At 42.8% G+C, this 12827-nt stretch carries 11 protein-coding genes; 8 read left to right on the top strand and 3 right to left on the bottom strand.

The window, feature by feature from the left end:
• The first annotated feature begins 3 nt into the window (after positions 1–3).
• The 3 genes from ACR63T_RS00290 (at position 4) to sstT (ACR63T_RS00280) (ending at position 3941) form a co-directional block, all read left to right on the top strand.
• Complete coding sequence (locus tag ACR63T_RS00290) at positions 4–480, top strand: DNA polymerase III subunit chi (protein WP_472784386.1); 477 nt, start codon at positions 4–6, stop codon at positions 478–480.
• A 503-nt stretch (positions 481–983) separates the two neighbouring features.
• Entirely contained in the window at positions 984–2186 is a 1203-nt protein-coding gene (gene sstT, locus ACR63T_RS00285) for a serine/threonine transporter SstT (protein ID WP_305899259.1), read from the top strand.
• A gap of 549 nt (positions 2187–2735) precedes the next feature.
• The gene (gene sstT, locus ACR63T_RS00280) at positions 2736–3941 is read left to right on the top strand and encodes a serine/threonine transporter SstT (protein ID WP_472784385.1); all 1206 of its coding nucleotides are present in this window, start codon (positions 2736–2738) and stop codon (positions 3939–3941) included.
• Positions 3942–4050: 109 nt separating this feature from the next.
• Here sstT (ACR63T_RS00280) and ACR63T_RS00275 read toward each other — a convergent pair whose 3' ends face one another.
• Positions 4051–4374, bottom strand: a complete 324-nt coding sequence (locus ACR63T_RS00275; RefSeq protein ID WP_201570807.1) for a chaperone modulator CbpM — start codon at positions 4372–4374, stop codon at positions 4051–4053.
• 60 nt (positions 4375–4434) lie between these two features.
• Positions 4435–5448, bottom strand: a complete 1014-nt coding sequence (locus tag ACR63T_RS00270) for a DnaJ C-terminal domain-containing protein (RefSeq protein ID WP_472784384.1) — start codon at positions 5446–5448, stop codon at positions 4435–4437.
• A 222-nt stretch (positions 5449–5670) separates the two neighbouring features.
• On the opposite strand from ACR63T_RS00270, the gene ACR63T_RS00265 reads away from it, so the two are divergent.
• Positions 5671–6033, top strand: a complete 363-nt coding sequence (locus ACR63T_RS00265; RefSeq protein WP_305899255.1) for a septal ring lytic transglycosylase RlpA family protein — start codon at positions 5671–5673, stop codon at positions 6031–6033.
• A 109-nt stretch (positions 6034–6142) separates the two neighbouring features.
• Here the strand turns inward: ACR63T_RS00265 and ACR63T_RS00260 are convergent, their stop codons facing one another.
• Positions 6143–8164 carry an ABC-F family ATP-binding cassette domain-containing protein gene (locus ACR63T_RS00260; protein ID WP_472784383.1) on the bottom strand — a complete coding sequence of 674 codons (2022 nt, stop codon included), beginning with the start codon at positions 8162–8164 and terminating at the stop codon, positions 6143–6145.
• Positions 8165–8705: 541 nt separating this feature from the next.
• Between ACR63T_RS00260 and erpA the strand changes: the two genes are divergently transcribed.
• The 4 genes from erpA (at position 8706) to ACR63T_RS00240 (ending at position 12630) form a co-directional block, all read left to right on the top strand.
• Complete coding sequence (gene erpA / locus ACR63T_RS00255; protein ID WP_227680307.1) at positions 8706–9086, top strand: iron-sulfur cluster insertion protein ErpA; 381 nt, start codon at positions 8706–8708, stop codon at positions 9084–9086.
• A gap of 415 nt (positions 9087–9501) precedes the next feature.
• Positions 9502–11076, top strand: coding sequence for a glutamate--cysteine ligase (gene gshA / locus ACR63T_RS00250; protein ID WP_472784382.1), 1575 nt, complete (start codon positions 9502–9504; stop codon positions 11074–11076).
• Between the two features lie 47 nt (positions 11077–11123).
• A complete protein-coding gene (locus ACR63T_RS00245) occupies positions 11124–11636 on the top strand; it encodes a disulfide bond formation protein B (protein ID WP_201570792.1) in 513 nt (170 codons plus the stop codon).
• A 346-nt stretch (positions 11637–11982) separates the two neighbouring features.
• Positions 11983–12630, top strand: a complete 648-nt coding sequence (locus ACR63T_RS00240; RefSeq protein ID WP_472784381.1) for a copper resistance protein NlpE N-terminal domain-containing protein — start codon at positions 11983–11985, stop codon at positions 12628–12630.
• The last annotated feature ends 197 nt before the right edge of the window (positions 12631–12827 follow it).

The following is a 12827-nucleotide window of genomic DNA, read 5'->3' as shown; positions in this document are numbered from 1 at the left end:
ATAATGGCAACGGATCAGACAACGGCGACCCAGCTACCCGTTAGCTTTTATGTACTCAGCGACCCTAAAGCTCAAGATATTTTGCGCTTTATGGTGCAGTTAGTACAGACTGCGCTTCATAAAAGCAAGCAATCGATACTCGTATTGAGTGATGAATCATCGCTACTAAGCGAGCTTGATGAGGCGCTGTGGTCGCACGATGCCGTTAGCTTTATCCCGCATCAGTTACTAACGACAAATACTGCTGATGATTTGCTTGCGCCTGTGCTATTAGGTGACTATTTGCCCGAGCAGTTCAAAGGTATAGTTCTTAACACTACTGCTCGTACCGTTACGGACTTTATAGGTGCGACTCATAACGTATCGATAACCCGTATCCTAGAGATTATCAAACCAGATACGGTCAGCGTAGCAGCAGGACGGGCTAAGTATAAGCATTATCAGCAATTAGGGCATGAGCTTACCCATTTCAAAGTTTAGGGTCTGTTTAACATTCGACCGTGGCACTGACAGCGACTATTTTTTAGGCGCTTCGCAGATAAAAATTGTAAGTTTAGTCATTCTAAGCGTCTAGTTTTAGCAATGTAGCGGCAAAAAAGAGTCCTGTCCCACTCGAGCACAGCTCTCGTCTTGCGAACGGGCAAAGCAGTGCTTTGCTCGATCCGTTCTCAGGGCTGATGCTAAAATCGCTCTATTCGTTGTAACCGTCTAACTAAAATCAGCTAGCTAAGGCATCTGCATTACCTGCGATTTTCACTTAGACTAGACCCATTTTAGCTATCAGCAGTGCCTTCTTGTGAATGTTCAACAGACCCTAGTCTTCTAGTACAAATAGTACAGAAATTAAACGCCAGTCATGGCGTTTTTTTTCGTCTGCGTTTCAATGATTTAAAAGTCTAGTTATGGGTTAACATGTCAAAAAATGCTAATATCGCCCGTTAAATAAGTCTATGTTTTTTGCTACTTAAACTACTGAGGTAAAAATGCATTCATTAATAGCGATGTATCAACGAATCGGATTGGTACCGCTGATTGTTATCGGTTTAGTACTGGGTACTTTGATAGGATGGCTGGCACCAAGTATTGGCATTGCCTTAGGTATTTTGGGGACGCTGTTCGTCGGCGCTTTAAAAGCCGTTGCCCCTATACTGGTGTTTTTCTTAGTTATGGCTGCTATCTGTCAGCATCGTAGCGGTAATAAGGTCTATGTAAAACCCGTGCTGTTTTTATATCTGATAGGCACTTTTGTGGCCGCTTTGGTCGCTGTTGGTGCCAGCTTTTTATTCCCAACTGAATTGACTTTGGTGAATGCCACCATCGAGCAAGTACCGCCTGCAAACTTAAAAGAAGTATTAAATAACTTGCTGCTCAGTCTCGTCGCCAATCCAGTTGATGCCCTAGCCAATGCTAATTATATTGGTATATTAGCTTGGGCGGTTATTATCGGCTTTGCGTTACGACAAGCCAGCGAGACAACTCGCAGCGCTGTCAATGACTTTGCAGATGCCATCTCAAAAGTAGTCAAATGGGTTATTGCCCTAGCACCTTTTGGTATCTTGGGCTTAGTAGCCAATACCGTCGCTGATACAGGCTTCGCTGCGCTGTTGGGCTATGCACGAATTTTGCTAGTATTGATAGGCTGTATGTTGTTTATTGCATTGGTAACTAACCCTATCCTTGTGTATCTCAAGACCGGTAAAAACCCATATCCGCTAGTATTCACCTGCTTACGTGAATCTGGGATTACCGCGTTTTTTACTCGCAGTTCAGCCGCTAACATCCCCATTAATATGAATCTAGCCAGCAAATTAGGCTTACATGAAAATACTTATTCAGTCACCCTGCCATTAGGCGCCACTATTAATATGGCAGGTGCAGCAATTACTATTAATGTGCTCACCCTTGCAGCAGCCCATACTTTGGGTATTGAAGTCAGCTTTGGCTCAGCATTACTGCTAAGTCTAGTCGCTACGGTCAGTGCTGGCGGTACCTCTGGCGTCGCTGGTGGCTCATTACTACTCATTCCTTTGGCGGCCAGTTTATTCAATATTCCTGATGATATTGCGCTACAAGTGGTGGCTATCGGCTTTATTATTAGTGTCCTGCAAGACTCGGCAGAGACCGCATTGAACTCGTCAACAGACGTACTGTTTACTGCCGCTGCTGACCCTAAATACGCACGCTAATATCATTTGAGAGGTAGGGTCTGTTGAACATTTATAAGTGAGCACTGCTGATAGCTACTAGTTTATCAAAGCTGTGTTCTAGTCTAGGTAAAAATCGCAGGTAATGCAGATGCCTTGGCTAGATTTTTACAACGAATAGGGCAATTTTAGCATCAGCCCTGAGAACGGATCGAGCAAAGCACTGCTTTGCCCGTTCGCAAGACGAGAGCTGTGCTCGAGTGGGACAGGACTCTTTTTTGCCGATTCGTCATTAAAAAGATCCGCTTAGAATGACTAAACTAGATATTTTTAATCTAGAATCGCCTAAAAAATAGTCACTGTCAGTGCCATGATCAAATGTTCAACAGACCCCAATAACCAATCAATCTCTTCAAATGAATAGCTATAAAAATAAAAAAGGGCTTAACGGCTCTTTTTTTGGTTATAATTCACCGATTTTTATTCTGTTTTACGAATCTTACCTTTATATATATAAGTACGAGGCTAGTAAGGCAAAAAATAGAGAATAGCTTGATCTCTTTTATTATTCATTAAGTTGTAGGAGTAAGAATGTATTCATTGGTTGAAATGTATAAGCGCATTGGTCTAGTACCGCTTATTATTATCGGTTTGATAGTGGGCACGTTGGTTGGTTGGCTGACGCCCAATGTCGGTATTGCCCTAGGCCTGCTAGGTACACTGTTCGTCGGAGCACTAAAAGCGGTTGCGCCTGTGCTGGTCTTTATCTTAGTGATGGCCGCTATCTGCCAACATCGTAGTGATGGTGAAGTCTACGTAAAGCCCGTGCTGATTATGTATATCTTTGGCACGTTTTTGGCGGCATTGACGGCGGTGGGTGCCAGCTTTTTATTCCCTACCAGCTTAGTATTAGTGAGTGCTGATGCCGTGACGCAGATACCGCCCGCCGATCTAAAAGAAGTCTTAGGTAATCTACTGCTTAGCCTTGTGGCTAATCCTGTCAATGCCGTCGCTAACGCCAACTATATTGGTATATTGGCATGGGCAATTATCATCGGTTTTGCGCTCCGTAAAGCCAGCGCAACCACACGTGCTGCTGTCGTTGATTTTTCTGAAGCTATCTCACAAGTGGTCAAATGGGTTATTGCTCTAGCCCCTTTTGGTATCTTAGGTCTAGTCGCCAACACTGTCGCTGAAACGGGTTTTGCTGCACTGGCAGGCTACGCACGGATTTTGATGGTATTGATTGGCTGTATGGTATTTATCGCCTTGATTGCTAATCCTATTATCGTCTTTATCAAGACCGGCAAAAACCCATATCCGCTGGTCTTTACTTGTCTACGTGAATCTGGCATTACCGCGTTTTTTACTCGTAGCTCTGCGGCGAACATTCCAGTCAATATGAATCTTGCCAATAAATTAGGCTTGAATAAAGATACTTACTCAGTGACGATTCCGCTTGGCGCGACCATCAATATGGCAGGTGCGGCAATTACTATTAACGTACTCACCCTCGCCGCAGCTCATACTTTAGGCATTGAGGTCAGCTTTGCCTCAGCATTGCTGCTCAGCTTAGTAGCGACGATTAGTGCTTGCGGAGCGTCTGGTGTAGCTGGCGGTTCATTGCTACTTATTCCATTAGCAGCAAGCCTATTTAGTATTCCTAACGATATTGCTATTCAAGTGGTCGCTATCGGCTTTATTATCGGGGTAATACAAGATTCAGCAGAGACTGCGCTGAACTCATCAACAGATGTGTTATTTACCGCAGCCGCTGATCCGAAATATGCGCGTTAGCTGGTTTTATTAACTGACTAACAATCACTAATTCAGCAGTTATAAACACAAAAAAAAGGGCAATCAATGCCCTTTTTTTATTTCTAAAATTTAAAATTATTAGACTAGGTTATTTTAAATGCTCAATATTGACTTCAATAACTGGTGCTTGCATATCCAATTGGCGCTTATACTGACGCAGTTGCTCAACTTCATCTAATAGCTCAAGAATCAAGCCAATAGCAGGCACGCTGGCCTCAAAGTCACGGCTAATGCGTGAGGCACGACGTACGGTCGTCAACTGGAAACCAGTAAATTGCTGTTGCTCAGGTACATCATATTCGATAATATTTTCTTCGATTAGCGCAATGACCCATTGCGGCTCTTGACCACAAGCAGAGACTAGCTCATCAAAGCTCATAATGAGATCGGTTAGTTCGGGTGAGTGTTTCATATTATTATCCTCGTTGCGGTTATGCTAACGTTTCACTAATTTTTCGCATCACTATCTTTATCAGCGGCTAATACCAGCATCAGCAAAAGCTTGTTTTAATTGCTCATAAGCTTGTTTATCTGTATCACTACTGACCTCAGGGTTTATAATATTTAAGGTTAAATACAGATCACCGGCTTGCTTAGCGGGAATGCCTTTGCCCTTAAGACGCAGATTACTGCCCGACTTACTGTTACTTGGGATGCTAACACCCAAAGTCCCTGCTGGCGTGGTGACATTGATTTTTTCACCGAGAGCGGCCTCCCACGGGGTGATATTTACTGTTTGATAAACATCAGCGCCTTCTAAACGGATATTGTTGCTATGAGTGATTTTTACCTTTAAGAATAGATCGCCGTTTTTACCGTTACCACTACCCGCCGCTCCCTGTCCACTCAGGCGAATCTGCTTACCATCTGTGATGCCTTTAGGTATTTTTATTTTTAGCGTTTTATTGTCATAGTCGACACTACCATTGAGCTGTCGCGTGGGTACATTTAGTTTAATACTATAGTCATCACCATTATAAACGGATGCCAAATCAACGTTGATTTCGGCATGTTGGTCTTGACCTTTGCTGTCCTGAGCGCCAAAGCCACCACCGAACTGATCAAAGCCTTGTTGCGTACGACCACCTGCTTGTTCATTGGAGCCGCCACGCGCGCCGCGACCAAAGGCTGAGAATATGTCATCAAAACGAAAGCCACCGTCACCAAAGGCCTCCCCTTCACCAAACTGACCTTTTATATCTTCCCAATTAAAGCCGCCTTGTCCAGCGCCCGCTTGTCCACCAAATCCGCCACTGCTTTGACCTGCGAATGGATTATTGAGCATAGCGTCATATTCAGCTCGTTTGTCTTTATCTCTAATGGTTTCATAAGCGTTATTAATCTCAGCAATCTTATTATCCGCATCAGGGTCATCACTGACGTCAGGATGATATTTTCGGACGAGTTTGCGATATTTTTTCTTAATATCGCTATCTGTGGCGTCCTTTTTGACTCCTAATATTTCGTAGTAGTTTTTTTCGGCCATTATTTTTTCCTTATGCATAGGTTTCGGCTGCTATATCTATTAGATATAGAGTAACTCAATGAATCAACTAAATAAATAGAGCTGCTTAATTGTCGTTTACAGAGCTGTGAGGACACAACAAGCTTTTTATAGTAAAATATCTATATTATTCATACTCATAGGGAGTGTGAATATTATAGGCAAAAATATCTGTCTATTTCATTAATCGTAAAAAGGTATTAAATGTCTTATTTAATCAAGTCTTTAGTAGTCACGTTATCACTGCTGTTGAGTACCGCCACATTTGCTGCTAATACCAGTTATTACGGTAGCAAGTTCCACGGTAAACGCACAGCTAGTGGTAGTATCTTCAATATGAACTCTTTGACGGCAGCACATAAAACGCTGCCGTTCGGTACGAAGGTTGAAGTGACCAACAAAAAGACAAAGCAGAGCGTGATAGTAAAAATCACGGACAGAGGCCCTTTTATCAAGGGAAGAATTCTTGATTTATCTAAAGGCGCTGCTGGTAAAATAAACTGCCAACTTTGTACGACTAGTATGAAGATATTATCTTACGGTGATGGTAAATATCGTAAGCAATAATGTAAGGAAAGGGGGAGAGCTGACGCTCTCCCCCTTTTTTATAACTTATGACGCTTATAAACTTGACTCATTATTTCCCACAACAGTCAGCTTTAGTGCTCCAGTCACTCTAACTAAAGTCAGCTTCCATCTCTTCTAGTTTGGTCATCGCCAGCAATAGACTCTCCTCTTTATCACTATGCTGCTGTTGCAATGAAGATTGTTCTTCTAGTAGTTTTAGCAGATCAGCCTTACGACTTTCCTCATATAGCTCAGTGTTTGCCAGCTTAGTTTCCAAATCAGCTAATTGATCATCAATCTTTGCCAAAGCTTTTTCAGTATTCTCAATATCGCGGCGAATAGGTGCACTAAGCTTGCGCTGCTGCGCGGCCAACTTGCGTTGTTCATCCTTACTTAACAGTGATTGCGACGAAGACTTTCCATCTGCTTTTACGCTATTATCTTTTGTTTGATGTGAAACACTGTCTTTGGCGACAAAGGCTTTTTTCTCTTTTTTACTCTTGCCTTTTTTGTTCGACTTTTTATCAGAGCTGTTCTCTTGCTTGCGCTTCTCGCTTAGCCACTTACCATAGTCACTGATATCGCCATCGAACTCTTCAATCTGACCATCATGTACTAAGTACAGCTCATCACAGACATTAGCAATCAGCTCACGATCATGCGAGACCAGTACCACTGCTCCCTCAAAACCTTGCAAGGCTACGGTCAAGGCTTGGCGCATCTGTAAGTCTAGATGGTTGGTTGGCTCATCAAGTACGAGCACATTAGGGCGCTGCCAAACGATCAGCGCTAATGTTAAACGCGCACGCTCGCCGCCTGAAAATAGTTTACTTGGTGTATCAATACGCTCGCCGCGAAAGTCAAAACTACCCAAAAACGAGCGTAACTCAGCATCAGAGGTCTTGCCTGCGAGACGGCGTAGCATCTCTATCGGCGTAGCCTGAGCATCCAAAGCATCCATTTGATGCTGATTAAAGTAGCCAAGCTTTAGAGTATCGGAAACCGTATAAGACCCTGATAAAACCCCAAGCTCACCGACCATCGCCTTAATCAGCGTTGACTTACCCGCACCATTCATACCTAGCAGACCGAGACGGGTATCAGGTGTCACCTGCACACTAACATCATGAATAAGCGGTGTACTGCTATAACCAACATCAGCTTTGGTCAGCTCAATGAGTGGTGTATTCATGTGCGCAGGCTCATAAAATCGAAATGAGAATGGGTTATCTGCCATCATAGGCGATAGCTCAGCCATGCGCTCTAATTGCTTGATACGGCTCTGAGCTTGCTTAGCTTTACTGGCTTTGGCACGGAAACGACGAATAAAGTCATCTAGATGGGCTTTGGTCGCTTGTTGCTTCTCAAACGCCTGCTGCTGCTGCGCCATACGCTCATGACGCGTGCGGATAAACTGCTGATAGTTACCGGTGTACATGGTGATTTGCTGCTGTTCAACATGCAAGATATGGCCGATAGTCGCATCCAAAAATGCTTGATCATGCGAGATGACAATCACAAGACCCGTAAAGTCATTGATCCAAGTCTCAAGCCAAAGAATAGCATCTAAGTCCAAGTGGTTAGTTGGCTCATCGAGAAGCATCAAATCAGCGCGGCTCATCAAGGTCTTAGCCAAATTCAAACGCATGCGCCAACCACCTGAGAACCCTTCTACAGGGAGCTCATGCTGACTGGTCTTAAAACCAAGACCTGCCATAATTTGCGCCGCTTTGGTCGGGGTACTATAGCCATTGATTTCATCGAACTGCTGATAAAGAATAGGAATTTGCTCATCGCTCACTGTACTTAAGTCGCTCAACGCTGCATTGAGCTCAAACCACTGCTCATCACCGCTTAGCACATAGTCAATCGCGCTTTGGCTACTAGCCCCGACTTCCTGCGCCATATGCGCCACCTGCCAGCTATCAGGAATATTGACCTCGCCACGATCAAGGGTAACCTCAGTATCGCCTGTGCCCATTTGCGTCAATAACAAGGCAAATAGCGTTGATTTGCCAGTACCGTTATTACCCGTCAAGCCGATTTTATGGTTGGGGTGCAACTGAAAGCTGGCACCTGAAAATAACTCACGGCCATCACGGCGCACACTAACGTCTTTAAATTCGATCATAAAAGTTTTAATCTCAGAGGGTTTGGATAAGGCAGTTAAAACATGGCTTTTATAGCTTGCACGGTTTAAAAGGTAGGTAGCATTTGCAAATCAGCACTTATAAAAGCTTTTGCAAATAAATGGTCGCTATTATTTCAAACGACTAGCCGATAGGCAAACGATTAAATAGCTATTTTAATTTTAGTTGCTTAATGAAGGCGAAAGAAGGCTTTTTCAACGGCTTTAACTCGCTCTATGCTTAAACCTTGACAAACAAATGCGAGACCCAATTATGCTATACTAGAAAAAACTATTCATACATTAAAGACAGGTTCAAGTGGTAAAATGAACCTCAAACAATAGGCAAAAACAATCTATAGAAATAAGGTTTAAAAACCTAGGCCCTGTTGATCAAATTATTCATAGTTTAATCGCTATATCACATACTATTTAACCTGATAGCACGCGCTACAATCTTTTATTTACTAATAATTTTTAGTGACTGTTTTTAGTAACTATAAAGGAGCCAATAGCGGCTTTGACGGTAGCTACTGAGGTAATTATGACTGAACTAACCACCCAATACGATCCAAGCGCCAATCAGCCTGTTGATCCTACGATATTGAATCTAACCAATAGTGCCGCGCAAAAGGTGCGCCGACTTCGTGAAGAGGAAGGCGATAGTAATCTGATGCTACGAGTCTATGTGACTGGTGGCGGCTGTTCAGGGTTCTCTTACGGCTTTAACTTTGCCAATGATCTAGGCGAAGACGATGCTAACTTTGACAATGGCGATGTGACCTTAGTGGTTGATTCGCTCAGTTATCAGTATTTACAAGGCTCAACGGTTGACTATACTGAAGGGTTAGAGGGCGCGCGCTTTGTGGTGCAAAACCCCAATGCGACGACGACTTGTGGCTGTGGCTCATCGTTCTCTATTTAACTACTCTTTATTCGTATTCAACAGTTTTTGGGTAGTTGGTATCATTTTAAAGCATCTATTTATAGTAGGTGTTTTTTGTCTTAAAAAACTCTAGACTGCTATGATTACAACAAAAATGCTCTTATGTTCAATGATAAAAGCTTTGTTGCTGTTATGAGTTGCAATTCTAAAATATCCGCCTATTAGCGAACCTAATTAAGTTTTAATGGGTTAAATATGACTAAACAGACCTTAGCTAAAGCTTACTGATTTTGTAAGTTTACATAGTTTTTAGCATAGCTTTGGGCTAAACTGACTGCATTATTTACCGCCTCTATTATCTAGTTTAAAGTTGCCTAGCTTAGAGCAAGCTTTTGCCTCAACGCAGCGGTTATACCAGCACTTCTTACATAATAAATAACAACAGATGAATACTATGAGTAAATTTGCCGATAGCTTTGTTGACTTTAAGATTCCAGATTGGTTCGATAGCGAGCACCTAGCAGGTATGCTGCGCGGCATCGAAAAAGAAGGTTTGCGCGTTAGACCTGATGGATACTTAGCTCAGACGCCGCACCCCTTAAAACTTGGCTCAAAGCTCACTCATCCGTTTATCACCACTGACTATTCAGAGAGCTTACTTGAGCTGATTACCGACCCTCGTAGTACGCCCAAAGACACCCTTGCGATGCTGCGCCAACTGCACGTATTGGTCTATCAAGCCTTGCCTGAGGGCGAGCTGATGTGGCCGTTATCTATGCCCTGTATGCTATCCTCCGATGATGAAGATATTCCGCTGGCAGACTATGGCAGTTCAAATACTGGTAAGCTTAAGACGCTATATCGTAGTGGCTTAGGTATTCGCTATGGTCGCCGTATGCAGACTATTGCAGGCTTGCATTATAATTTATCTTTCGGTGATGGTTTATTTGAGCATTGGCAGGCTCAATTAGCCAATAAAGGTTCTGAGTCCTTAGCTGATTTCAAAAACGATAAGTACTTAGGTCTTATTCGCAACTTTAAGCGCTTGACCAGTTTAGTGCTCTATCTGTTAGGAGCCAGTCCTAGCGTCTGTCCGTGTTTTATCGCAGGACGTGAGCACGACCTTGAGCGGATGAATGACTCGACCCTTTATAAGCCTACGGCAACCAGCTTACGTATGGGCAAACTTGGTTATACCAACAGCGTACAAGAGCAGCTCGATATTCGCTATAACAATTTGCCAGAGTATGTGGCAGGTCTGCGTCGTGCTATTCAAACCCCACATGATAGCTTCAAAAAGCTAGGTCTAAACGATGCCGATGGCAATCCCATTCAGATCAATGATCACATCTTGCAGATAGAAAACGAATACTATAGCCCTATCCGTCCTAAGCAAATCGCTGATCGTGGTGAGACGCCGACTGAAGCGCTAGAGCGACGCGGTATCGCTTATGTTGAGTTTCGCGCGATTGATCTAGACCCATACAGCGATGTTGGTATTCGTTTATCAAGCGCTTGCTTCTTAGAAGTTATGGCGCTGTATTGCTTGCTTAATGACTCCCCTGAGCTGATGCCTAACGAAGAAGAAGAGCTGGCGATCAATCTCGAGCGCGTGGTCAATGAAGGGCGTGCTGATAATCTGCATATACTAAATAACGGGACTGAGCAACCTTTACAAGATTGGATGCTAGATCATTTAACCAGTATGCAGCCTTTGGCAGCACTGCTTGATGCGCATCACGGCGGTAATGATTATCGTGCAGCGGTCGCGCTGATGCAAGGCAAAGCAGGACACTCTGAGTCTACTATCTCAGCACAAGTGAATGCTGATAGCGAGCGTTTAGGTAGCCTGTGGCAGTTAGGCTTTACGCTAGCTAACCAGCATCGTGACTCTCTATTGCAGCAAACCCTCAGCCCAAATACTCAAGCTAAATATGAAGTATTAGCTGAGAAATCAATATTACAACAAGCTGAAATAGAAGCTGTCGAAACAGAAGACTTTATAAACTTTGTCCAGCAATATCGCTAAGCCTGCTAAGTCTATAACCTAGCCCCTTTTATAAGAGCATCCCTTCAATGCAACGTCTAAGCACCTATCGTAATTTGCAAATACTCTTGGTTGTGATGACTGTTATCGGCATGAGCTTTGCGCTGTTTTTTTTGCAGCGCTATATGGGCCTCTCTCCTTGTCCGCTCTGTATCTTTCAGCGTATTGGTCTGATGGTCATGGGCAGCTTTGCACTAATCGCTGCGCTATTTAATCCTAAATCTAAAGCGGTCAGACTCGTTTTATGGCTGGGTAGCTTATTAGGGATAGGCTGGGCTGCTGGCGTAGCAGCGCGTCATGTTTGGTTGCAGCATCTACCAGCCGATCAAGTCCCCTCTTGTGGGCCTGGGCTTGATTATTGGCTCGACACTCTACCTATGAGTGAGGTGCTCAATCAAGTATTCGCAGGTTCTGGTGAGTGCGCATCAGTAGATTGGACTTTTTTAGGATTTAGTATTCCTGAGCAATCACTGTTGTTATTCAGCCTATTGCTCATTGTCCATATACTGATACTAGTAAGAATCTTAAAGCCAAGATTATAAATTGGAGATTGTAAAATGATCAATCTTTGCTATACACCATGTGTTTGTTAGATATTAAGGCGTGTTTTAGGAGTAGTGACATCAATAACACATAAGACACCTGTTTCAATGCTTCTAAATATCATCATCACTACGCAACCATCTTATTTGATAAAAGTTTACAGTAGCACTATATTTCTACAACGTTAATTTTTACTTTTACGCCTGTATGTCCATTATCATACGTATTTCGACAGGTTAACTAGTAGCTCCTATTAACTAACAACTGTAGCGAGACTGTTGTAGATGTAGCACTAGCATGATGGTCTCTATCTCGTTGTAGCGCTGTTCAATAGTTGGTGTAATTATGAAGTATTTGCTGCCTTTTGCACTTGTACCTTTACCCAAAACCATTAATTTTAGCTGTAGACAGCTTTTAGTGGTGGCATCATGCTCTTTGCCGTTATTGGGCTGCAATAATCAATCTGCATCCAGTGCTAATAACACCAGTAACGACCATAGTTCTGTAAGTGATCAAGTAATCGAAGAAAAAGCGCCTTCATTAGTAGCTGACACTACAACTGAGGAAGCTAGTAATAATGATAAAATCTCAGTAGAGGATAAAGGTACATCCCTTATGGATTCGGCTAAAGCTGATGATATTGAGGAGAAGAGACGCTCGCCTATGATTGCAGAAAAACGTGCTGGTAGTGCTCTACAAGCGACTTTGATCGGTAATTACATGGGTATTCTACCCTGTTCGAATTGCGATGAGATTACCTTAACACTCAACTTGCATTCTGATGGCACAGTCAAACAAACTAGCATCTATGAGAATCCCAAAACAACACGTCCCACTTTGGTTGAGACTGGGGTGTATCGTCAAGATAATGATATGATTACTATCGTTTATAGCAAAGAAAATATAGATAGTTATCGTATTCAAGACAATCACTTAGTGATGTTAGATGCTAACAAAAACCCTGATCCTGACTATACTTTATCGCGTTACTGATCATTAACGACAAATTATTAACAATAACTTGCACAAACTTATAAATCCTAATGCTTATCAAATGATTATTTTAGATAACTCGTTAACGTCTAACTGATATTTTATCGCTAGGCGTTTTTTATTGCCTGTTTATTAGTAGTATGCCTGTTAGTAATATGGCTACTAGAGTAGTGCTATTAGAGCTGCGATTAATGCGC

The organism is Psychrobacter sp. M17(2026) (genome assembly GCF_055699815.1).
Note: the sequence above shows the minus strand (reverse complement) of the source record. Positions and strands in the feature narration are given on the sequence as shown.

Bases quoted from the DNA above. Each gene is read 5' to 3' on its own strand.
- ACR63T_RS00290 (WP_472784386.1), top strand. From the start codon at position 4: ATGGCAACGGATCAGACAACGGCGACCCAGCTACCCGTTAGCTTTTAT.
- sstT (WP_305899259.1), top strand. From the start codon at position 984: ATGCATTCATTAATAGCGATGTATCAACGAATCGGATTGGTACCGCTG.
- sstT (WP_472784385.1), top strand. From the start codon at position 2,736: ATGTATTCATTGGTTGAAATGTATAAGCGCATTGGTCTAGTACCGCTT.
- ACR63T_RS00275 (WP_201570807.1), bottom strand. From the start codon at position 4,374: ATGAAACACTCACCCGAACTAACCGATCTCATTATGAGCTTTGATGAG.
- ACR63T_RS00270 (WP_472784384.1), bottom strand. From the start codon at position 5,448: ATGGCCGAAAAAAACTACTACGAAATATTAGGAGTCAAAAAGGACGCC.
- ACR63T_RS00265 (WP_305899255.1), top strand. From the start codon at position 5,671: ATGTCTTATTTAATCAAGTCTTTAGTAGTCACGTTATCACTGCTGTTG.
- ACR63T_RS00260 (WP_472784383.1), bottom strand. From the start codon at position 8,164: ATGATCGAATTTAAAGACGTTAGTGTGCGCCGTGATGGCCGTGAGTTA.
- erpA (WP_227680307.1), top strand. From the start codon at position 8,706: ATGACTGAACTAACCACCCAATACGATCCAAGCGCCAATCAGCCTGTT.
- gshA (WP_472784382.1), top strand. From the start codon at position 9,502: ATGAGTAAATTTGCCGATAGCTTTGTTGACTTTAAGATTCCAGATTGG.
- ACR63T_RS00245 (WP_201570792.1), top strand. From the start codon at position 11,124: ATGCAACGTCTAAGCACCTATCGTAATTTGCAAATACTCTTGGTTGTG.
- ACR63T_RS00240 (WP_472784381.1), top strand. From the start codon at position 11,983: ATGAAGTATTTGCTGCCTTTTGCACTTGTACCTTTACCCAAAACCATT.